The following is a 21,873-nucleotide window of genomic DNA, read 5'->3' as shown; positions in this document are numbered from 1 at the left end:
AAAAAAATTTCCATGAAACCCAACTTTAGGATAGCCATCATCCTGGTGTTAGCCATTACTTTTTCAGTTCCTACATTCGCACAAAACTCAGGTGTGATTTCAGGACAAGACACTACCCGAAACGTAATTACAACCGCGGTACCTTTTTTAACAATTGCCCCTGATCCAATTTCTGGCGCAATGGGAGACGTGGGAGCAGCCACCGAACCCAATTCGAATGCTATTCACTGGAACCCAGCAAAGCTTGCTTACATGAATAAAAACATGGGTTTTGCGGCATCTTATACGCCTTGGCTGAGCAAATATGTAGACGACATGTCTATTTCTTACCTTTCTGCATACAAAAAGGTAGACGACACTCAAGCCTTCGGTATTGCCATGACCTATTTCGATTTAGGCGATATTCAATTAACGGATGGAACCGGAAAGAACCTTCAGATTATCAATCCTAAAGAATTTGCCTTTGCAGGTACTTACTCTAGAAAATTGAGCAATCAATTGAGCATTGGTGTCACAGGAAAGTTCATCAACTCCAATCTTTCTGGCAATATCACTACTAGCCCAGGCTCTGACCCTAAACCAGGCACCAGTATTGCAGCCGATATTGGCTTATATTACAGAAATGAGCTTACCTTTTTAGGCAAACAAAGTAGAGTTTCTTACGGAGCGATTATATCGAATATCGGTTCGAAAATATCTTACAACTCTGCCGATGAAGAAGATTTTATACCCACGAATTTAAGGTTAGGTGCCGCCATGGCAAGCTTCCTAGATCCTTATAACAAATTCACATTCGCAGTTGACCTAAACAAGCTGATGGTGCCAACACCGCAGCCCGATGGCAGCCATAGAGACAAGTCTTTGATCTCAGGAATTTTCGGCTCATTTGCCGATGCTCCAGGTGGTTTTTCAGAAGAACTTCAGGAATTTATGCTGTCGGTAGGGACCGAATATGAATATCGCGAAACTTTTGCTGTTAGAGCAGGTTATTTCACGGAGAACCAGAAAAAAGGTAACCGAAAATACTTTACTATGGGGGTAGGCTTCAACTACAAAGACATTGGAGTTGACTTTGCTTACCTTGTTCCAACATTGCAAGAACACCCATTGGCGGAAACCCTCCGATTTGGCCTCAGATACAATCTGGATAAAAAAGGACAGTAAAATTACCTCATGATAGATAGAAAAGTAGCTCCGGCTTTTAAGCCTGTTCAGCTGGTACATATACCCGAAATCGAACGCGCTGAACTCTCCAATGGAAGAAAAGTATTTTTCAGAAACGATCCTTCTGTTGAAGTTTTTAAAGTCGAACTATCTCTTCAAAGCGGAAGCTGGTTTTCGAAACATTACAGCTACATTTCCTTAGCACTAAAAATGCTCAATGAAGGAACTGTTTCTAAAAATGCTCAACAATTAGCCGAAGCAGTAGATTTTGTAGGCAGCTTTTCTGAATTCACTCCCGGTTTCGATCAAAGCAATATATCATTCTATGGGCTCTCTCGGTTTTTCGAAGAGAATATCAATTTATTGGCTGAAATCATTTACGAACCTCGTTTCGATCAAAGCCAGTTTGATTTACTTAAAAACAAGGAGTTAGAACGATTGAAGCTAAACCTTGAAAAAGGGAGTTACCTTTCTTCGGTTTCACTACGAAATATGCTTTTCGGGTCTAATCACCCTTACGGAAAGTTCAATACCATTGAAGATTTTGAGAAAGTTGACCTAAACGAAATCAAAGTATTCTTCTCAACACATTTCTGCGATTTCGATATTCTAATTACAGGAAAGCTGCCTGATAACTTTATGGATTTGCTAGAAGCCAAATTTGGCCATGGCCCTATTCTTAAAGTTGAAGAAGGGACATTTACCCCTCAAGCCAGTACCGAAAAACACAGAGAAGATAGAAAAGCTGCTTTTATTCAAAGTAGTATTAAAATGGGTAAAAGGCTATTCAGCAGAAACCACCCAGACTACATGAAGTTCGCTGTAATGAACGAGCTCTTTGGTGGGTTCTTCGGGTCGAGGCTCATGAAAAACATTCGTGAAGAGAAGGGTTTTACCTATGGAATTTACTCTCATCTCTATTCATTAAACCACGAAGGTTACTTTTCCATTGGAACGGATGTGAATGGAGAGAATGAACAAGAAACCTTGGATGAGATTTACAAAGAAATCAAGGTCCTTCAAAGCCAAACCATTGACGCTAACGAGCTTGAAACGGTAAAGAACTATATGGCAGGTTCTTTTGCTGGTTCCTTAAATTCTCCTTTTGCGGTCATGGATAAGTTCAAGGCGGTGTATTACCAAGGACTTAGCATGGATTTCTACAACAATTATTTACCAACCATGTATGCTGTTACCGCAGAGGAATTAAAAGAAATGGCAATCCAATATTTACAACCCGACAGCTTCCATATCAGTATTGCCGGCCCGGTTAAATAAAAACTTCTATAAAAGAAAATAAGCCCTGAAACTTAGTTTCAGGGCTTATTTTTGAATGACATCTAAGTATAGAATTAACTATTACTCGTATCTCAACGATTCCACAGGGTTTCTTCTGGCAGCATTAATCACTTTACCCGAGATAGAAAATAAGGTAATAAGAAGAATCGCTACAATCGGTACCAGGGCGCTCAAAAGCCCAGGATTCACATGGTAAGTCCAAATACTACTCATCAGCGAGTTGGAAACATAAATTCCGACTATCCCTCCTATTACTGACGCAATAGCCACAATAATCAAAAACGGCTTATTAATTAGAGTCGTAATTTTGGTAATGGAAGCCCCCAACACTTTTCTGATGCCAATCTCTTTGGTTCGGCTTTGAATATTAATAGAAACCAACGTAAACAAGCCTATAGCAGAAAGTACCACAGCGATTACCGCTAAGAATAAGAACATGTTTACAATATTTTTATTCACATCACGAGCTTCTCCAAGCACATTGATTTCGTGCATATAAACTCGGGAAGGCCGATCAGGGATTACTTGAGTCCAAGTAGATTCCATAAAATCAAACGCATTACCTAATTGCTTTTCATCAACTTTTGCAATTACCATAGCCAACTGTTGATCATCCCTCAAGCGAATCATCATAGGATCAATAGGCACCCAAAGGCCGAAGGTGTAAAAATCCTTCACCATACCTACCACTGTATATCGAATGGAATCACTTACAGTAACATGTTGCCCAATTGGTTCAGTCCAACCGAAACGCGCAGCCATCTTCTGATTAATAATAATACCATTATGCTGATCAGTTTCTTGGTTTTGAGCCGTAAAAGATCTTCCATCAATTACCTCAAGCCCCATCGTTTCCACATAATTAAGCCCAACGTCCATCATATCCACCATGCCTTCATCGCTATCGGTCTTTACCGTTCCTTCATAGGTATTCCATCCTACATGGCCATTCGTAAGGCTCACTTCCTGAATCATCGGATTCGACTGAATGGCCGAACGAATTCTATTAGCTTCATTCGCACTGTTGGTTTGCACCATCAGAATCCCCTCTTTGTCATAGCCTAAATCCAAACTCTCCTGATAACTGGAATTCTGTAAAAAGGTAAAACCGAAAACTAGAGCCATTACAGAAATCAACATTTGAAAGCCTAGAAGAATTTTGGAAAGAATGCTTGACGAACCCACTCTCAAAGTCCCTCTTAAAATGGCCACTGGTCTGTATTTACTAACAAAAATAGCGGGATAGCCACCAGCCAATAGTGCTGTGAGAAGCAACGTAGCCACAAGAAAGACAATCATTCCTGGGTTATCTAGAAGTGTAACTTTAACATCTACAGTTGGCCACATTCCATTGTATTTAGGTACCAACCATAACGAAAACAAAAAGCCCATACCTAAAGCCAGCAGACAAAGCACCAAGTTTTCACCTAAAAACTGAAACGCCAATTGTCCGCGCGAACCACCAACCGTTTTTCTAATCCCGATTTCCTTTAGCCTTTTGTTCGACATGGCTATGGCAGTATTCGTAAAATTGAAACAAGCCAGTAGTAAAATGAGCACAGCCATTACATTAGGCGCTAAAATATGCGCTGGATGCAGTGCTTCGTTCCCCAAATTCGTTGAGTTGATATCTCTTTGGTTAAAAGCGACATCTTTCATGGGTTGCAACCAAAAACCGCTGGCTTGATAATCCTTTCTAGATTCCGCCTGAACTTTTGCATATTTCTGAAGCAATGCCGGTGCAGTTTCTACAATCGAAGGGTCTTTGCTTTGAATGAACAAACCATCCGCAAAGCGTTTCCAATCGCCTTTTTCAGCTCCAAAGTTTCTGTAGAAGTTTTCGAAATCTGCCAGAAGCTGAAATTGCAAAGAGCTTTTCAGTCCTGGTTCTTCAAAAACGCCTCCTACAGTCAACAGAAGATTGGGTTGGCCGGAACGTACCAATTCTACGGTTTCACCAACCGCATTTTCTTTTCCAAAAACTGAAATGGCCGTTTTATCCGAAATGAGAACTGTAGACATTTCGTGGTAACTGTCAGCATTTCCATGTAGCATAGGGAAAGTGAACATTTCCAGAAAATCTGGATCAACGAAAGCCATGGTTCGGTTAAACACATTGTTATCCTGCTTCATGGTAATCCCAGTTCGTTCAAAGCGGCTAACCTTTTCAGCACTAGGGATTTCTGATTTAATGATAGGCCCTAGTGGCATAGGCACAACCCCTAAGGGCACTTCCGAACCATTTTGGTCTATGCGGACAGAAACTTCGTAGAGCTCATCAAAATTTTGATGTTGCCTATCGAAAGTGGTAGAGAATTGGTAGTTGAGAAAGGCGATGATGCAACAAGAAAGTGCGAGCCCCAAACCTACAATGTTGATAAAAACAAATACTTTGCTTTTAAGCAGGCTCCTGACGGTAACCTTCAAAAAATTCTTAAACATGATTTTGACCTTTTGTTTTGAGTGATTGAATTGAAAGACAGACGAAAAAGAAGTTTAAAGGGTTGCTTGAGTTTCAAATTTTCTTCTCTAAACAACTGAAGCACAGCACGATTCAGAAAAGGCATAAGCTTTAGCTTTCAGTCAGCGTTTTTGACAGGTAATTGTTACTTTTGCCAAAAAAACAGACATCCCTATGGAATTGAAAAAAGTAGCCCTTAACGACCTCCACGAAAAGCTTGGAGCAAAGATGGTCCCTTTTGCGGGATTCAATATGCCAGTTCGTTATTCTTCAGACCTTGAAGAACATAAAACGGTTAGAAATGGAGTTGGCGTTTTTGATGTTTCACACATGGGTGAATTTGTTTTGCAGGGTGCCGATGCACTTGATTTGATCCAACGTGTTACCAGTAACGATGCTTCAAAATTAGTGGACGGTCAGGCGCAATATTCTTGTTTACCTAATGAAGATGGCGGAATTGTAGACGACCTTTTGGTTTACAGATTCAATGAAGAAAAATACATGTTAGTGGTAAATGCCTCTAATATTGAAAAAGACTGGAATTGGATCAGCAAGTACAACACCAAAGGTGTAGATATGCGCGATGTATCTGACAACCACTCTCTTTTTGCAGTTCAAGGACCAAAAGCCACAGAGGTATTGCAGAAGCTTACGTCTGTAAACCTTTCTGAAATTAAGTTTTACACCTTCGTTGTTGGCCCAATGGCTGGCGTGGAACATGTAATCATTTCAGCTACAGGATACACCGGAGCTGGTGGTTTTGAAATCTATGTTCATAACGATTACGCTGAACAAGTTTGGAACGCCATATTCGAAGCAGGCGAAGAGTTCGATATTAAACCTATCGGCTTAGGAGCAAGAGATACACTTCGTTTGGAAATGGGCTACTGCTTATATGGCAACGATATTACCGATGAAACTTCTCCTTTAGAAGCCGGATTGGGTTGGGTAACCAAATTCACTAAGGATTTCACCAATAGTGAAAATCTTAAAAAGCAAAAAGAAGAAGGGGTAAGCCGCAAACTAATTGCCTTCAAAATGATTGACAAAGGCATTCCTAGAAGTCATTATGAATTATTGGATGCTGATGAAAAGCAGATTGGCGAAGTAACCTCGGGCACCATGTCTCCTTCTTTAGGTTATGGCATTGGGTTGGGCTATGTAACCACTGAAAACGCCAAAACTGGAACAGAAATATTTGTGGCTGTTCGTAATAGAAAACTTAAGGCTGAAGTTGTTAAACTTCCATTCTTTCAAAAATAAAACTCACTAGCTCTGTTTGAATTTTATTTTCAAGCAGAGCTATTTTCATTCCGCGTTAGCGGTAAATAGTCAATTCCTCAAAATGCAAATAGACGTTTGTTATACTCCCGACCTTATCCATCAGTATGATGTTAAGGGAAAAACGGTGGTTGTTATCGATATTCTCAGAGCTACTTCGTGTATGGTGGCTGGTTTAGGCTCAGGTGTAGCATCTATTACTCCTGTGGCTACGGTTGAAGAGTGCGAAGCCTTAGGACAAGCCGGTTATATAATGGCTGGAGAAAGAGGCGGAGAAAAACTCCCTCAGTTCAATCTTGGCAATTCGCCTTTCGATTATATGCAGCCCGAAATGAAGGGCAAAAAAATAGCAACTACAACTACAAATGGCACTCGGGCTATCGAGCTTTCTAGAGAAGCCGATGAAGTGCTAATTGGAGCATTTCTCAACCTAAGTGCTGTAGTTAAGCATTTAGCCAAGTCAGAAAAAGATGTGCTTTTATTTTGTGCAGGTTGGAAAGGCCGTTACAATTTGGAAGACAGCCTTTTTGCGGGAGCGGTTTGTCACGCTCTAAAACAAGATGCAGAATTTGAAAGCGATTCCGCTATCAGTTCTTTCTATTTATACCAGAGCATGGCTTCGGATATAGGCTACTACATTAACAGAAGTAATCACGCAGCCCGATTGGCCAAATTCAACATTCACAAGGATATTGAATATTGTTCTCGTGTAAACGAATTCAACGTTTTACCCAAACTACAAGGCAAAGAGTTGGTAATTTAAAATTCAGAAAAGACATAAAACAAAAGGAGCGGCTTAATCATAAACCGCTCCTTTTTTATTTATACGTTATTAACTAAAGTTCTTATGCTGAATGGCTCAATGCCGGTTCTGCGTTTTGTTTTGGTGCTGGCGCGAAATCTTCTGGATCTAAATCCACTTGAACTTCTGCATTTTTCAACACCGATTTCAAACGGTTACTCTTCTCTCTTAAGCCATAAACCCATTTGTTCAATGGTTGGAAGATTTTTGGGAGATCCGTTCTGAACACATCGCAGAATAATACTACACGAGTTTCATTGGTTTTGTTCCAAACTGCATGCTGAAAAGTATCATCGAAAAGAACTTCTTCTCCTTCTTTCCAATCATAGCGTTTTCCACCGTTCACAATGTAGCACTCGCCCTCCTTAGGAATGATCAGCCCCAAATGGTAGCGCCAAACACCTTTATAAAATCCGTTATGCGGTGGAATATGTTTTCTTGGACCAATGATAGAGAACATAGCCGTTGTAATGCCTGGAACTTGCTTCAACAAAGCAGCTGTTTTTGGCGCCTTTTCGCAGTTTCCATCTTGCCAATTGTCGTAGGCTTTGAACATGAAAACTCTCCATGCTGAACTATCCTTGTCAGAAATAAAACGCTGAATTTTATCTACTTCGTGAAACTTCGGAATGCTGTTTTCATTTTTCAGCACCTCCACAAGCTCTTCTTGAATCACATGCCAATTGTCTTTTAAAATTTGATGTTGAGGAAAGTATTCGTCCAAATCTACCATTGGCGGATTTCGCTTAAACAACCTCAAAACAAGAGAAAAGGTGATGGCAATGAGACTGGGCTCTAAAAAATAGAGCACCACATTTAATAGTAAAAAGGCTAAAACGATTATGCCTAGAATCTTTAAAACAATCATAATTGGGCAATCAGAAAGGGCTTTTAATAGTTCCTTCCTTTGGTTTAAAAGTTAGAATTAATGACACTTCAATACTTAAAAAGGTTGATATACCAAGGCAATCGATCCCAGTTTGGCCTTGCTATTCAACATATTACTTACCCCTTTTTGTAGAACTGATCAGTTTTAAAAACGTTCAAAAAAATTTAAGAATTTAACTTTTCATTATTCTTATGACGATCCTTATCTCGAGAAGTTTTCTCAGCCATTCGCTTATTCCAAGCTTCTTGCAAATCCACACCAGTTTGATTGGCCAAGCATACCACCACGAACATCACATCAGCTAATTCCTCACCCAAATCCTTCGATTTATCAGACTCCTTTTCTGACTGTTCTCCGTATCGTCTTGCTATAATTCGCGCCACTTCACCCACCTCTTCGGTAAGTTGAGCCATATTGGTAAGCTCATTAAAATAGCGCACTCCAAATTCCTTGATCCAGTCGTCTACTTCCTTTTGAACGGCTGTTATTCCTTTTGATTGTTCAGTCATTATTTTTTGTCTTTAGTGTCTATAATTATGGTCACAGGGCCATCATTTATGAGCGCCACTTTCATGTCTGCTCCAAATTCTCCACAGCCTATATTTTTGCCCAAATCTTCAGTTAATTTAGTTTTAAAAGCTTCATACAAAGGTATAGCGATATCGGGTTTAGCTGCTTTGATATATGAAGGTCGATTTCCCTTTTTTGTACTCGCGTGAAGTGTAAATTGACTTATCACCAAAGCTTCTCCATTTACTTCCAGAAGGCTTTTGTTCATCACCCCGTTTTCATCTTCAAAAATTCGCATGTTGACAATCTTCCTGCTCAACCAATCTATATCCTCTTGATTATCGGCCTCTTCTATTCCCACCAGAATCATTACTCCTTTTTGAATGGCAGCTTTTACAACACCATTAATGGTAACCGATGACTCCGAAACTCTTTGTATTACAGCAATCATAGGGTGCAAAAAACCTTATTATTGAAATAGGATTCAAGTAATTTGGCTAAATTTCAAACTATGCGAATTAGGTTATTTTGGCTTCCCATTATTTGTATTGTCGCTGTAGGGGTCTTCTTCTTTTATCAAAATCAACAGCCAAACCTGACTTATGCTTTTGCTCCGAAATTCGATGGAAATGACTACACCCTCATTTACAATTATTTCTATGAGCCTCAGCAAGAAAATTATGACGTACCTTTTCCTTTCAATGGAAGGATTTTAGTGCCATGGCTCGCTGCCAAACTTGGATCAGGAGATGTCATTCAGGATTTTCAAAACATCAATTTAGGCTTCACGCTTTTATCCGTAGTCATGCTTTTTTTGCTCTGGAGACAATTAGGGTTTGATCTGAAATGGGTTATTGCTGGCTTTTTATGGCTGCTTTTTCATTGGAGTGGACTCATCAAACTCAATGCTTTCGACCCAATAACCGTTGATTTACCGCTTTACCTTTTTCAAGCCTTATTGCTCTGGCTGGTTTTAAAAAGAAAGTTCTGGTGGCTTCTCCTTCTCAGCCCCATCGCAACAGCTCAAAAAGAATCATTTTTAGCCTTGTTAATTGTGCTTTGTTGCTATGCATTTTGGCATAACAGAAAAACCGAAGAAGGCTATTACCAAATGCTTCCTTTGCTGCTTGCTCTTGCATTTAGCTTCACTACAAAATGGGTAGTTAACCATTATTTTCCTCCCCTAGAAACGGGTAAAGGAGCCGTAATTACCTTGCTGTATCATGCCAAAGAAGTGGTTTTACATCCGCTGAAAATTTGTCGGTGGATACTTGCTGCATTTGTTGCGTTTGGCCCAAGTTTGTTTTTAGCTGCCAGACATTACGCAAAAACAAATCGCTACGACAACAAACGAAACCTCCTTCTTCTTTTTAGTTTGACTTATTTAGTTTTTGGCATTTTGGCTGGTGGAGACATGACCCGCATTATCTTTTTAGGATTCCCATTTATCGCGACTTGGATCATGTTTGAGATGAAAGAAACTTCCAAAAAGAACTTCTGGCTGATTGTTGTTTTCTCGCTGCCCATCATGATGTTACATGCAAAAATCCCAAACCCAGCTTTTCAATGGGATGCTTGGCAAAACTGGTATCCTGAGTTCGCTTCTTTTCAAACACTTTTGATTATCGGGATCTATTGGGTCATCTCAGTTGGGCTTTCAGTCTTTAACCTCAAAAAAATGGGTTAATAAATTCATTAAGACAAATCAAAAATATTAACAACACCACAATCTGATCTAGTTTTTTTATTAAAAATCAGATTTCATCTTAATCCTTTTAAGGAATAAATATCTCCCCAGAATTATAACATTGATTAACAAAAAGAGGGATAAAGTACATTGGAGATAATACAACAAAGTATTTACATAAGAAGGTTCGCTAGAAAGATATTCCCTAACCCTTTCTAATGCCACCATGCTTCTCTTCATAAGATGTATTCTGAATAGACCAGCCAAAGATAAAAAAGCAACTACTAAAGCATAAACCCACCCCTTAAAGCGAACTAGTATTTGATATATAAGTGATAGTAAGGCTAAAAAGAAATAAAAAAGGCCTACCGCAAAAGTACCCCAATCAATCACAAAATAAGTATCATAAAACTGCAAATCTATGCTATTAACTGATACACCATTAAAATTCAAATAACCTATTGCAGCAAATAGAAAGGCTAAAAGAACAGGCCATAATTTCTCCAACTTGAATACCATTTACATCTTTCTCATAATCTCAAACTCATAGAAATAACAGCCCTTATCTTGTTGACGAGCCACTTTTAGCATGGCATCAACCACTTTATCGGCATGAATTGGATGGTATTTTTTCAAAGGGCCTACAAAAGGAATGATTCGGGTAATGAACTGAGCGAATTTTTCTCCTGGACGATTCTCCTTTCTATCTCCCCTCAGTAGCGAAGGCTTAAAAATGTAAATCGTACGATAATCCAGAAAAGAAACTTTGTCTTCTAATTCTCCCTTTACCCGATTATAAAAATACCGTGACTTTAAATCAGCCCCCATGGCCGACACTAAAAAAAACCGGCTTGCACCTTCTCTTAAAGCCTTTTTAGCAAGCTCGTAAGGATAAGTAAAATCGACTTTGTAAAAGGCTTCTTTAGAGCCTGCGTTTTTCATAGTAGTACCCAAACAACAGAAAACATCATCTGCTTTTGGGAAATTCAAGGTTTCACTGAGTTGATCGAAATCAATTATTAACTCTGAAAGCTTTTCGTGCTGAATGCCAAGTGGCTTTCTGACCAAAGCCACTACCTGACCGTAGTTTTTGTTGTTGAGAAGTTGTTGAGTTAATGACCGACCAATCAACCCGCTTGCACCGGCAATGATTGCTGTTTTGTTTTCCATACATCTAAAATAGCCAAAAAATCATTCTGCAAAGCAATGCCCTTATTTTTCGCGTACCACAAATGCATGTACTCAACAAACTCTTTCCCAGTGAGTTGCTGACTTTTTTTATTCTCCAAAAATTCAGATTGAATGAAAGATGGCCTTGGTCCCCAATCGCCTAAAACAGATAAATCCCATGCATTGATGGCTACAATTTTAGGAATAGACCTCCCTCCATTGGTAAGAAACTGATCGATTACCTCAGGGTGTTCATCTCTCAGCAATACTTTCAATTCAATGTTAGGATTGATAGCTGCCATTTTTTCAATGAAAGGTAAGTTTTGAGCTGCATCGCCACACCAGCCTTCGGTTATGATAAGCCAAATCATGGGCTTATTTACCTCCAAAAGTTTTTCTTGAAGTTCAGGATTTATCTTTCCAATCTTCTCCCACTTACGCATTCGCTTATCGTTCAAGCGTGCATAATTCAACTTCGATTCCGACTGATCTAAACCAGTGGTTTTTCCTTCAGCCATGAGCGCATCTAACAGTTCGCGGTATTGCGCGTAGCTCATAGCACTTTGAATCAACTCGGGGGTAATGACTTTATTTTGCATAATTTTCTACTCTCCAGCAGAAAAACCAAAGCCTATTTAGAAACGTTCGAATCTTCCCACTTTTTATAGTTCTGAAGGTCTTTCTGAAAACATTTCCCCAACCAAACTAGAATAGTAGTATCGTCTATAAGACCCGCAACAGGAATAAAATCAGGTATTGCATCAATAGGCGTTAAAAAATAGAGCAACCCCGCCACAAACATAATGAGTGTTTGCCAAGGCGTATCAGGGTAAACACCTTTGACCGTATTTGAAACCATCCGGACAAGAAGAGAAACATACTCTACCAATTTCGACTTCAAGGAATCATCCTTATCGGTCAAATCCATTTTCTCTTTGGTTTTATGAAGCACTTCTTTCAGCCTTTGATTGTCGTTGACAATCTTGGCAGCCTTCTGCTTCATTTTTCCAAATACTTTCTTTTCTCTTTCGTTAGGTTCTTCAGTTCTGCTCATAAAATCTTAAAATACCTGTCTGATTTCGTTCTTCACAAAAGATAAGGTTTCTCCCACAGGATCGGCATTCAGCGTTATCATTTTATCGAAAATACGTTGCGCCAAATCGATGGAATTGTTTTCTGGAGTCATTTCTTGCGCTGCTTCTTGTACAATGGCAATAATCGCATTTACAGAGCCTCTCACGCGTCCCCAAGCCTCATCTGTCATATAAACCTGCTGAGAAAGGTTATGGTTAAATTCTTCTCGAATTTCTGTTAAAAGAATTTGCTGAAACTCATAGGCGCTCAGCGATGGATCGCTTAACCTTAGCAACATATTATTGGGTGAAATGCGCTCTAAAAGCAAGCAAATTCGCTCGTAGGCCTGCAATCTGGTGGGCAAAACAGTCTCAATATTTTTTGCTTTCAATTGAATTAACTGAGCGTCAAATTGTTTCTGCAAAAAACTTCTCACTATTAAATACACCGCATAAAGCACTAGGCCAGCAGGTAAAAGAATTTGAATAAAGTCGATTAAGTGTTCCATAAGTAAGCTGTGGAAGAACAACGCATTGATTCTTCAAAATTGTGAGTGAAAATAAAGAGAATCTTTCCCAATGCCATTCATGAAGTAAAAAAAGCTCTCCCATTTTCATTTTTGGCATTTTATGGAACAAGATGTTTTCTCTTTAAGTTTGCATGTATAAAATCAGCATATGTCCATGATTCTTGAACCCGTTAGCATAACCCCAAAAGCCATTGAAGAAGTAAAAAACATTATGGCGAACAAGAGTATTCCTGAAGGATACGGTTTAAGAATTGGGGTTAAGGGCGGAACTGGCTGCGGAGGTTTGGGTTATATGCTAGGTTTTGACCAACCCAAAGAAGGTGACATCACCTATCAGGTGGACGGTGTTACAGTTCACGTAGAAAAACGACAAACCATGTACCTTTTGGGGCTTGAAGTGGATTTTTATGAAGGAGCCGATGCGAGAGGCTTTACTTTTGTAAATCCAGAACAGGAAAAGGCAGAAGAAAGTTAAGGCAAGGAAGTTTCATCAGAAACTGTAAGTAAGTAATTGGAAAGCCAATCGTTGAGATTCATGTCTAATACCATATGAATACGATCGTCCGTTCCGTTGTTCACCACGCTGTGTGGATCAGACAATCGTAAGTACCAGCACTCACCTTCCTTCATAATTACCCTTGTTCCGTTAAGGTAGAATTCCACTTTATCGTTGGTAATTACCGGTATATGCAAGCGAACAATCCCTTCTTCTTCGTCCAAATCATAGTCCCTGTGTTCTTTAATCACAGAACCCGCTCCTAACTTCATCAGTCGAACACTGGTAATATAGGTTTCGAAAGTCCCGATTACTTCTTTAAAATATGGGCAAGCATCTAAAAAATACGTATCGACAAATTCTTTGACCGTTGGGTTAGAATAAATCATTTGAACAGGATGTGTAGCTCCTTTAGGGCCTCTTAAAGGTAAAGCCGACCAGTCTCCTTCATAAAGATTTGAACCAAAATGATCGGTCCAGACCTTTTCTAAATTTGAAAAATCATGATGTAAACGGGCTACATCAAAGTTGAACGGAAGCTTTATTTTTTCTGGTAACATTGCCATGAATTTAAACTTCTGGCTTACATTAAGAAACTATATTTGCCGAAAATTTTTGAAGATGTCCCGCTTTGATTTAGTTATAGCTACCTGCGATGCTTACGAAAACCCAACCAATATCACACCTTACGTGCAGAACATTCTCACCGAAGACGGGTTGGTGCAGAAAGCTTTTGAAGCCAAAGGGCTAAAAGTAGGCCGAAAGTCATAGAGTAATTCTGATTTTGATTGGGCCAGCACTAAAGCGGTTTTAATCAGAACCACCTGGGATTATTTTGATAAGTATGCCGCATGGCAAAAATGGTTAGATCATGTTTCAGAGGTAAGCCAGCTATTCAATCCGATTGATTTGGTTCGGTGGAACATGGACAAACACTATTTGGGCGACTTACAACAAAGAGGCATTAACATTCCTGAAACGCTTTACATAGAAACAGGAAGTAAAACCACGCTCGAAAAACTTCACCAGCAAACAGGATGGAAGGAAACCATTTTGAAGCCTTGTGTTTCAGGAGCAGCTCGCTACACTTATAGATTGACTTCTGAAAACCTTAGTGCGCATGAAGAAACATTTCAAAAATTGATTGCACAAGAAGCTTTTATGCTGCAGCCTTTTCAAAAGAATGTGGTTGAGAAGGGTGAAATATCACTGATGGTGATGGGAGGAACCTATACGCATGCTGTTCTCAAAATAGCCAAACCGGGAGATTTTCGGGTGCAAGATGATTTTGGAGGAACCGTACACGATTATGAGCCTTCGAAAGAAGAAAGGGAATTTGCTGAAAAGGCCGTGGCAGCTTGTCATCCTGCTCCTCTCTACGCCCGAGTAGACATTATTCGAGATAATGAAAATCAACTGGCTGTTATCGAATTAGAGATGATAGAGCCTGAATTGTGGTTCAGATTAAAGCCTGAAGCAGCTGAAGTTCTCGCAAACGCCATTCACCACTCCTTTTCAAAATAAGATTTTCACAAGCTAATCTTATACATTATATTGTTCTTTTAACTAAGAACATGAAAAATATCATCTCTATAGGTATGCCAGGCGGCCCTGAAATACTGTTCATCCTTTTCACACTTATGATCTTCGGAATCATCCCATTATTTATTGCTTATAGAATAGGCTATAACCAAGGCAGAAAAGCTGAGAAAATAAGACAGATGGAAGAAAGGCTGGGGCAACAATTATAATTGTCGCAGTTATTTTTTCAACTGCGACATAATCATATTTCTGTAGGTCATTAAAGCCGAAAGAGTTTCATCCAAATTCGCTTTGAAAGCAGCTTCATCTTTAGGCTCTAAGTCCAAAGTAGTTTGAAAAACATTTCGGTAATAATCGGCCCAAGTATCCAAAACATCTCTTTCGTCTTTTACATCCGCCCCTTCTGAAAGTGCCTTTTTGCTCAAATTAAGTTCGGCTTGTAATCTCATTGTAGCAGCCATTGAAGCTTGATAGAGCACATACTGAGATAGCATATCGTGATTTTCAGTCAACATCAATGAAATCATCATTGCACCAATTCCAACGTTATTGAGCGTTTCAGGCGACACTTTATCGATTCTATCTTGATCGGTATGGTAAAACTGATCGGTAAAATGCCAAAGCAACACACCAGGAATATTCCCTTGTAAGAAAGGTACGTGATCGCTTCCGCCTTCAAAAGGATTGTACTTTACTACCCAATCTCTTCTTTCGCCAATTTCTTCAAAAACCTTAATGCTTAGGTCATTGAAATAGTGAGGCTTTAAATCCTCTTTTTTCAAAGGTCTTCCGCCCCACTCCGTATGTTTTTCATTTCCTCTGGTCCAAATCGCTCCTGGATCAGGCATTTTTTCAATCAAAAAAGTACCTCCAGTTAAATCCGTATTCTGACCTACCATATCCAAACTCATTCCCCATTTAATATCCTTGGCGCGCTCCTTGTCTTCCTGAACATATCTTCTGGTTGACACGATTTCATCTCCGAACAAATAGGTTATTGTGCGTTCTGGATTGGCCTTTCCAGCCCTTATTAAACGAGCGGTAGCAGAGGCCACTTCACCCAAAGTACCAACCCCACTCGCATTGTCGTTTGCCCCAGGTTCTTGAACATGTGCACTGAATACAAAACGCTCTTCAGGATGTTTACTACCTTTAATTTCGGCCACTAAAGTCAATTCTTCTGAAGGGTAAACCTTGGTGTTCAAATCAACTTTCACCTTGTTTTTGCCAGAAGCTAAATACTGCTTCATGGTTTGGAAAGCCTTATATGACATCAGAATTCCGAACGCTTTTTTCTCTTCGTCAGAAGGTACTCCGCTAAATGAAATTGAATTTTGATTTTTTTCTGGTTGGTTGAAATCGGGAATGCGATAAGCCAAAACCCCTGCCGCATTTTTTTGCTGAACGGCCATTCTGAAAAGTTGCCCAACGCTTGCTTCTGCCATCACCACTTTTCCTTCTACATCAATCCCTTCTAAGGCATCGCGCCCAAACTCTTTGATGTAAACCACCTCAAATTCCTTTTCCCCATTTGTGGGGTAAGAACCTGAAGCTATCATGTTGAAGTTGGTTTTGAGGTTCAAAACTTCTGTTCCATCGGCCAGAGACAAACTTCCTGCAAACGGCTCCCAAGTAGGTCGCTCCATTTCTCGGGTTTCAATTCTGTAAGTCATGCGATCGGAAGCCGAAGCTTCAGATTCTAACACATAGCCATTTCTTTTCAGATTTTCTTCCACAAAGCGAATGCTGTTGTTGAACCCTTCATTGCCTGCTAATCTCCAGAATTGCTGAACATAGGCCACGGTTTCGTATGCCGATTTAGCATCAAATTCCGATTCAGCATTTTGGTAATATGGTTCAAGGAAATTGTTAAACTGAAAAGCTTGCGCTTGAAAAGCAAAGGCCATAATGATGGCCAAAACTGCAAAAAGTCGTTTCATAAAATTAAGAGTGTCTTAAACGAATCCCCAATATTCGAGCTTGCGGTAAATTTCTAAGCAAATCCATGCATCCGTAGCTGCGTAGCTCACTTGCTTTGGGCTTAATTCAACAACCTCCCAATTAGAAGTTTGTGCAGATTTGGAAATTCTGATATCCAAGATCATACCTGCTAAATTTCTAGCCCCAATGTTTTGCGCACCTAGCTCGACAAATTTCTTATTTAAATCTAAAAATCCCCTGTGAATAAAAGGGTTCAAATTATTCAGGAGGTTAAAATCGTCATCGAGGCCAATACCCACCTTTGTGTAGTTTTCATCTTCCATAAAGGATACGATGGATGGAAGAAGTCCCGTTTCCATAATCCTTAACAGATATACCTTTTCAACCGTGGCTATTTGAATAAGCGAAATTTGCCTGATTTGCCCTTTTTTAAAAGTAGGTCTCGCCTCTGTGTCAAACCCCACAACATTAAATTGTGAGATTTCACTCATGGCTTCGTTGATAGCATTTTCAGTATTTGCAATAACGACTTTGCCCTCATAGCCTGAGAGCGGCAATTTCATCAGCTCGTCTTTGCTGATCGATTTAGGAAATATCATTCTACAACTTCAGGTTCTAACGCCTCTGGCTTAATTCTTCTAATCTTGATATTCAGGTATGCAAATATGATGGTCATTATTGGGCTAATGATATTGAAGAAGGCATATGGCAAATAAGCGCCAGTGGCCACTCCCAAAACATTAGAATGATAAGCTCCGCAGGTGTTCCAAGGTACCAATACGGAAGTCACCGTTCCTGAATCTTCTAGAGTTCTGGAAAGGTTTTCTGGAGCCAAGCCCTTTCTTCTATAAATATCGGCATACATTCTTCCTGGAACTACAATGGCCAAATATTGATCGGATGCTGTAGCATTAAAGAAAATTGTAGTTAATGCTGTAGATGTCACGGTTGACCCCGTTGATTTTACTTTAGAAATTACAGCCTCTGCAATGCGCTTCAACAAACCACTTGATTCCATTACCCCGCCAAAAATCATGGCAGAAACAATCAACCAAACCGTACCCAACATACCGGCCATTCCGCCTGAACTCAAAAGCTCATCTACAATCTCATTTCCAGTTACAATACTGATGTCACCATATAGCGACTTCATAATTCCTACAAAGGTTATTTCCCAACCAGCACCTTCCCAATCAGCCACACTTTGAACAACTTCAGGCTGAAAAACAAGTGCAAAAACGGCTCCCAATAATGCTCCGATTAAAATCGCAGGTACTGCAGGCATTTTCTTCACAATCATTACAATCACCGCAATCGGAACCAAAAACAACCATCCGTTAATATTGAATTTAGAGCTTATCGCAGTTAAAATGGTTTCGGTCTCAATAGCCGCCCCATCTCCAGAAGCAGTAAACCCTAGGATCAAGAACAGAATTAAAGCAATACTGATAGAAGGTACGGTAGTGTAAACCATATACCTTATATGAGTAAACAAATCTGTACCCGCCATAGCTGGCGCTAGATTAGTAGTGTCTGAAAGTGGAGACATTTTATCTCCGAAATAAGCACCTGAAAGCACTGCTCCTGCTACCATTCCTTCATTCAAACCCAATGCTTGACCAATACCTATCAATGCAATTCCCACAGTAGCGGCTGTGGTCCATGAACTACCAGTGGCCATGGAAACAATAGAGCAAATGATGCAAGCCGCAAAAAGAAATATGGTGGGATTCAAGATTTGGAGCCCGTAATAAATCATTGCGGGAACAATTCCGCTCAACAGCCATGTACCGGCCAATGAACCTATCAGCAATAAAATGATGATAGAGGCCATCGCTGAACTGATACTTTTTACAATACCATTCTGAATGGTTTCCCAATTATAGCCCAATCTCATCGCCACCAGCGTTGCTACACCAGCAGAAAGAATAAGAATTATTTGATTTGAGCCATCTAGGGCTGCGTCACCAAAAATTCGAACATTAATAAATAAGGCTATTACTAAAAAGATAATCGGGATAAAAGCCTGAAAAAGAGTAGGCTTTTTATAGGTTTTCGTCATAGTACTTTTGAAGTCAGGATTTGAAGATAAGAAGATTTATTTTATTCGAGCAGCAAGCCCGCTAATCGCTGACCTACTTTGCTTCCAATGGCGACTCCCATGCCACCTAATCTAACACCTAAAACGATATGCTGACTATGTCTTTTGACAATCGGCTGTTTGGTTTTTCCGAATGCCATAATACCAGCCCAAGACATATCAATTTCGGCCTTTTTACCGGGAAGAATCAAAGTTTCCAAATCCGATTTCAACTTGTTTAATATCAGATCTCGAACCTCAAATTCAGTACTTTCTTCGCCAGCAATATCCAGATTTCGGCCTCCACCAAAAATCACTCTGTCTTCAAAATTTCTGAAATAATAATAACCTTCATCATAATGAAAAGTACCTTTAAAAGGTAGTTCTTGAATAGGTTTGGTTACTAAAACTACGCCACGCCCAGGGTTCAACTCCGTTTCGGGTAAAAGCTTTCGGGTAAAGGCATTGCTACAAATAGCCAGTTTTTTTGCTTTGAATTGAACTCCATTCGCAGTTTGAATTTCAATGCCATTAGATTTTTCTTCGAAAGAAAGAACTTCAGTATTGGTAAATACTTTAATGCCTAATTGTTGAGCATAAGCCTCCAAAGACTTCATCATTTTACCCGTATCGATCTGCGATTCCAACGGATTAAAAATCAAAGCCTTGGTTTTATCCTGATCAAAACCAAATTGGCCAATCAGGTCTGTTCTATCATGATAAATCTTTTGATTGAATAAAGGCTCAAGCAAATCGTTAACACGGCCCAATTGATGTAATGCTGCCAAATCCTTTTCAAAGAGCAATTCATAACCACCAAAGTTTTTGAAGCCAATATTCTCATCGCCCAACCTTTCACGAAGCAAGGCCAATCCACTCCATCGGAACTCAACCAGATCACGAACTTCTTCATCAGACATGAGACTTAAATCAGTCAAAATCTCCGTAAGGCTTCCAAAACAGGCGAATCCGGCATTTTTTGTACTTGCTCCCGAAGGAAAAATCCCCCTTTCTAAAATCGCGACTTTTGCATCAGGTTCCTTTTCCTTTATAGAAATGGCCGTAGAAAGACCAACAATTCCTCCACCAATAATGAGGCAGTCGTAAGCCAAAAAAGACTGCCTTTCCCAAAAACTCAACATCTACATTCTTTTTAAAGAAACTTGGCTAAATTAATTCAAAAAAACAGAATCATGTTCGATCCTACCCTTCTCCTCGAAAAAGCGAAGCATTCAAAGCGCCATCTTTCTCTTCTCAATTTTGGTTTATTAAGACTTATCCCTTTCAATAAAGCTCACGGAATTAAAATCGTGGAAATAAAAGATCGAAGCATCAAAACCATTTATCCTTACAAACGCATGAACCTTAACCACATTCGAGGACTCCATGCTTGCGGACTTGCTACCGTTTCTGAATTCACTACAGGAACTGTTCTACTTTCAGCGCTTGATTCTCAGAAGTACAGAATTATCATGCAGAAAATGGAAATGGAATACCATTATCAGGGAAAAATGGATGCCTTTGCTTACTTCGAAGTAACGGAAGAGTGGCTTACAGAAACCGTAATAGAACCGTTGAAAACTAATGATTCTGTAATTGTAAACTGCGAAGTAAAAACACACGACAAAGATGGCAACCACCTTACCACAGGGCACATTTTTTGGCAAATAAAGGATTGGTCGAAAGTAAAAACCAAAGCCTAACCAACAGCAAAAAGTATTTAACAGAGGTTGATGTTGAATGTAAATTCAGTACAAAGCATCAACCATGATTTTTTTAATCCAATTTAAACGCTGGGATATGTTTTGGTTGCGTGAAAAAAGGAAAGCCTGAATTCGGTACCGGGGCAGAACAGATAATCTTATAATAAAGATATGGACATTATTAGAGTGCCTATGTTCCTTGAACATATACAAGGCTTTGTAGAGACTTTTACAATTGAAATCGTTCCCACAGAAAGCCGAGGTTAAATACAACTTATTTGGGGTCAAACCCTTTTCTCAATAGACTTTATTATTGAAGAATGATACAATAAAAAATATCAAAATTTTATACATACTCTTTTTTGTTATTCACATATAGTTACATGTTGAGAATTAGAAAAACATCGATTCCATTACTTTAAACGCACTTTTTGACCATTTATGAACCTTGGATTTGAAGCTTGAACTTTGTTAATTTCGTATGAATTCGATACCAAAATAGTTTCGAGCAACTAAAACAACCTAAACACGAGTTTGTATGCGCCTTGACGTGAATTCTATTTTCGCGAGAGTTTTCACTATTAGTAAAAAAAGCCTGCAGTATAAAGCTAGCCGCAGGGATTTTTACGAAGGGCAAAACTATTTATCGAATCAAACAAGAGTCCTCAACCTTACAGATAACCTAAGGAACACCACCGAGATCAGAACCGAAAAAGATATTCGGTTCTATGGTCTCAAATTCGGCAGCAGTAAAAAGGAAGCCCTAAAACATTTAGGCAAGCCAAACTATACCTCATCCCAAAAGTCTATCCTTAATAACCACAAAGTGCTTTTTTACAGGCTTACTTTAAGCAAAGTGAAATGCATTTTACAACTACACTTTCTGGACGATGATTTCTTTCTTGGCGTGATTGAAGCAAGAACGAATACCAGTCAAGTGAGTAGGGAAATCACTGACCTAATCAGAAAAAAATATGAGATTGACAATCCGAACTGGCAAGGCCTTATTCGAGATAAAGACAATCATTCTATTGAAGTTTCTGAGGGTATGATTCAAAGGATTGTTTACCAGTCGGGCATGCCCGAGCATATGGAAAAAATCGCTGAGCGCGTAGAAAGACTTAAGCAGATTAAAGAAAAACACGGCCTTATTAGGCATGAGGTTATTCTTGAAATGATCTGACGATTCCCTTACACCTAAACACTACTCATAAAGACCAGCCTCACCTCTGGTCTTTTTTTATT

25 protein-coding genes are annotated in these 21,873 nt (G+C 39.5%); 11 read left to right on the top strand and 14 right to left on the bottom strand.

What is annotated here, in order from left to right; genetic code table 11:
* Positions 1–12: 12 nt before the first annotated feature.
* A complete protein-coding gene (gene porV / locus ACXACJ_RS02090) occupies positions 13–1,164 on the top strand; it encodes a type IX secretion system outer membrane channel protein PorV (RefSeq protein WP_475132607.1) in 1,152 nt (383 codons plus the stop codon).
* 9 nt (positions 1,165–1,173) lie between these two features.
* Positions 1,174–2,442 carry a M16 family metallopeptidase gene (locus ACXACJ_RS02085; protein WP_475132606.1) on the top strand — a complete coding sequence of 423 codons (1,269 nt, stop codon included), beginning with the start codon at positions 1,174–1,176 and terminating at the stop codon, positions 2,440–2,442.
* Between the two features lie 81 nt (positions 2,443–2,523).
* Here ACXACJ_RS02085 and ACXACJ_RS02080 read toward each other — a convergent pair whose 3' ends face one another.
* The gene (locus tag ACXACJ_RS02080; protein ID WP_475132605.1) at positions 2,524–4,905 is read right to left on the bottom strand and encodes an ABC transporter permease; all 2,382 of its coding nucleotides are present in this window, start codon (positions 4,903–4,905) and stop codon (positions 2,524–2,526) included.
* A gap of 193 nt (positions 4,906–5,098) precedes the next feature.
* Between ACXACJ_RS02080 and gcvT the strand changes: the two genes are divergently transcribed.
* Both gcvT and ACXACJ_RS02070 read left to right on the top strand, forming a co-directional pair.
* Positions 5,099–6,187, top strand: a complete 1,089-nt coding sequence (gcvT, locus tag ACXACJ_RS02075) for a glycine cleavage system aminomethyltransferase GcvT (protein WP_475132604.1) — start codon at positions 5,099–5,101, stop codon at positions 6,185–6,187.
* An 82-nt stretch (positions 6,188–6,269) separates the two neighbouring features.
* On the top strand, positions 6,270–6,968 hold the full coding sequence (locus ACXACJ_RS02070; RefSeq protein WP_475132603.1) for a 2-phosphosulfolactate phosphatase: 699 nt from the start codon (positions 6,270–6,272) through the stop codon (positions 6,966–6,968).
* A gap of 82 nt (positions 6,969–7,050) precedes the next feature.
* Here ACXACJ_RS02070 and ACXACJ_RS02065 read toward each other — a convergent pair whose 3' ends face one another.
* From ACXACJ_RS02065 to dtd, 3 genes are all read right to left on the bottom strand, one after another.
* A complete protein-coding gene (locus ACXACJ_RS02065; RefSeq protein WP_475132602.1) occupies positions 7,051–7,875 on the bottom strand; it encodes an aspartyl/asparaginyl beta-hydroxylase domain-containing protein in 825 nt (274 codons plus the stop codon).
* Positions 7,876–8,060: 185 nt separating this feature from the next.
* Positions 8,061–8,405: a nucleotide pyrophosphohydrolase gene (locus ACXACJ_RS02060; RefSeq protein WP_475132601.1), complete on the bottom strand. Its 345-nt coding sequence runs from the start codon at positions 8,403–8,405 to the stop codon at positions 8,061–8,063.
* Positions 8,405–8,857: a D-aminoacyl-tRNA deacylase gene (dtd, locus tag ACXACJ_RS02055; protein WP_475132600.1), complete on the bottom strand. Its 453-nt coding sequence runs from the start codon at positions 8,855–8,857 to the stop codon at positions 8,405–8,407. Before dtd ends, ACXACJ_RS02060 begins: the two co-directional genes overlap by 1 nt.
* 60 nt (positions 8,858–8,917) lie before the next feature.
* On the opposite strand from dtd, the gene ACXACJ_RS02050 reads away from it, so the two are divergent.
* Positions 8,918–10,093, top strand: coding sequence for a hypothetical protein (locus tag ACXACJ_RS02050; protein ID WP_475132599.1), 1,176 nt, complete (start codon positions 8,918–8,920; stop codon positions 10,091–10,093).
* 60 nt (positions 10,094–10,153) lie between these two features.
* Here ACXACJ_RS02050 and ACXACJ_RS02045 read toward each other — a convergent pair whose 3' ends face one another.
* Genes ACXACJ_RS02045 through ACXACJ_RS02025 form a run of 5 tightly spaced genes read right to left on the bottom strand, consistent with a single transcriptional unit; the run spans position 10,154 to position 12,845 of the window.
* Positions 10,154–10,600 carry a hypothetical protein gene (locus ACXACJ_RS02045; protein ID WP_475132598.1) on the bottom strand — a complete coding sequence of 149 codons (447 nt, stop codon included), beginning with the start codon at positions 10,598–10,600 and terminating at the stop codon, positions 10,154–10,156.
* 12 nt (positions 10,601–10,612) lie between these two features.
* Positions 10,613–11,263: an NAD(P)H-binding protein gene (locus tag ACXACJ_RS02040; protein ID WP_475132597.1), complete on the bottom strand. Its 651-nt coding sequence runs from the start codon at positions 11,261–11,263 to the stop codon at positions 10,613–10,615.
* Positions 11,221–11,862, bottom strand: a complete 642-nt coding sequence (locus ACXACJ_RS02035) for a thioredoxin family protein (protein WP_475132596.1) — start codon at positions 11,860–11,862, stop codon at positions 11,221–11,223. Before ACXACJ_RS02035 ends, ACXACJ_RS02040 begins: the two co-directional genes overlap by 43 nt.
* 32 nt (positions 11,863–11,894) lie before the next feature.
* The gene (locus ACXACJ_RS02030) at positions 11,895–12,317 is read right to left on the bottom strand and encodes a YkvA family protein (RefSeq protein WP_475132595.1); all 423 of its coding nucleotides are present in this window, start codon (positions 12,315–12,317) and stop codon (positions 11,895–11,897) included.
* A 6-nt stretch (positions 12,318–12,323) separates the two neighbouring features.
* Entirely contained in the window at positions 12,324–12,845 is a 522-nt protein-coding gene (locus ACXACJ_RS02025) for a DUF7935 family protein (RefSeq protein WP_475132594.1), read from the bottom strand.
* A gap of 178 nt (positions 12,846–13,023) precedes the next feature.
* Between ACXACJ_RS02025 and ACXACJ_RS02020 the strand changes: the two genes are divergently transcribed.
* Positions 13,024–13,341 carry a HesB/IscA family protein gene (locus tag ACXACJ_RS02020; protein WP_475135064.1) on the top strand — a complete coding sequence of 106 codons (318 nt, stop codon included), beginning with the start codon at positions 13,024–13,026 and terminating at the stop codon, positions 13,339–13,341.
* On the opposite strand, the gene ACXACJ_RS02015 is transcribed toward ACXACJ_RS02020, so the two are convergent.
* Positions 13,338–13,922, bottom strand: a complete 585-nt coding sequence (locus ACXACJ_RS02015) for an aspartyl/asparaginyl beta-hydroxylase domain-containing protein (RefSeq protein ID WP_475132593.1) — start codon at positions 13,920–13,922, stop codon at positions 13,338–13,340. The two genes, ACXACJ_RS02020 and ACXACJ_RS02015, sit on opposite strands and share 4 nt — an antisense overlap.
* Before the next feature lie 61 nt (positions 13,923–13,983).
* Between ACXACJ_RS02015 and ACXACJ_RS02010 the strand changes: the two genes are divergently transcribed.
* The 3 genes from ACXACJ_RS02010 (at position 13,984) to ACXACJ_RS02000 (ending at position 15,113) form a co-directional block, all read left to right on the top strand.
* Entirely contained in the window at positions 13,984–14,133 is a 150-nt protein-coding gene (locus tag ACXACJ_RS02010) for a hypothetical protein (RefSeq protein WP_475132592.1), read from the top strand.
* Positions 14,134–14,286: 153 nt separating this feature from the next.
* On the top strand, positions 14,287–14,886 hold the full coding sequence (locus ACXACJ_RS02005; RefSeq protein ID WP_475132591.1) for an ATP-grasp domain-containing protein: 600 nt from the start codon (positions 14,287–14,289) through the stop codon (positions 14,884–14,886).
* A 50-nt stretch (positions 14,887–14,936) separates the two neighbouring features.
* On the top strand, positions 14,937–15,113 hold the full coding sequence (locus ACXACJ_RS02000; RefSeq protein WP_475132590.1) for a hypothetical protein: 177 nt from the start codon (positions 14,937–14,939) through the stop codon (positions 15,111–15,113).
* A 9-nt stretch (positions 15,114–15,122) separates the two neighbouring features.
* On the opposite strand, the gene ACXACJ_RS01995 is transcribed toward ACXACJ_RS02000, so the two are convergent.
* From ACXACJ_RS01995 to ACXACJ_RS01980, 4 genes are read right to left on the bottom strand one after another with little or no spacing between them, the layout of a single operon-like run.
* On the bottom strand, positions 15,123–16,844 hold the full coding sequence (locus ACXACJ_RS01995; protein ID WP_475132589.1) for a M28 family peptidase: 1,722 nt from the start codon (positions 16,842–16,844) through the stop codon (positions 15,123–15,125).
* 15 nt (positions 16,845–16,859) lie between these two features.
* The gene (locus tag ACXACJ_RS01990; protein WP_475132588.1) at positions 16,860–17,444 is read right to left on the bottom strand and encodes a 3'-5' exonuclease; all 585 of its coding nucleotides are present in this window, start codon (positions 17,442–17,444) and stop codon (positions 16,860–16,862) included.
* Entirely contained in the window at positions 17,441–18,907 is a 1,467-nt protein-coding gene (nhaC, locus tag ACXACJ_RS01985) for a Na+/H+ antiporter NhaC (RefSeq protein WP_475132587.1), read from the bottom strand. Before nhaC ends, ACXACJ_RS01990 begins: the two co-directional genes overlap by 4 nt.
* Before the next feature lie 41 nt (positions 18,908–18,948).
* Positions 18,949–20,067, bottom strand: coding sequence for an NAD(P)/FAD-dependent oxidoreductase (locus ACXACJ_RS01980; protein ID WP_475132586.1), 1,119 nt, complete (start codon positions 20,065–20,067; stop codon positions 18,949–18,951).
* Positions 20,068–20,118: 51 nt separating this feature from the next.
* Here ACXACJ_RS01980 and ACXACJ_RS01975 point away from each other — a divergent pair, with 51 nt between their 5' ends.
* Entirely contained in the window at positions 20,119–20,628 is a 510-nt protein-coding gene (locus tag ACXACJ_RS01975; protein WP_475132585.1) for a DUF4442 domain-containing protein, read from the top strand.
* Positions 20,629–21,166: 538 nt separating this feature from the next.
* Entirely contained in the window at positions 21,167–21,811 is a 645-nt protein-coding gene (locus tag ACXACJ_RS01970) for a hypothetical protein (protein ID WP_475132584.1), read from the top strand.
* Positions 21,812–21,873 lie beyond the last annotated feature (62 nt).

It is taken from the genome of Roseivirga sp. AWQ4_251 (genome assembly GCF_056158225.1).
The sequence above is the reverse complement of the archived record's forward strand: the minus strand, read 5'-3'. Positions and strand labels throughout refer to the sequence as shown.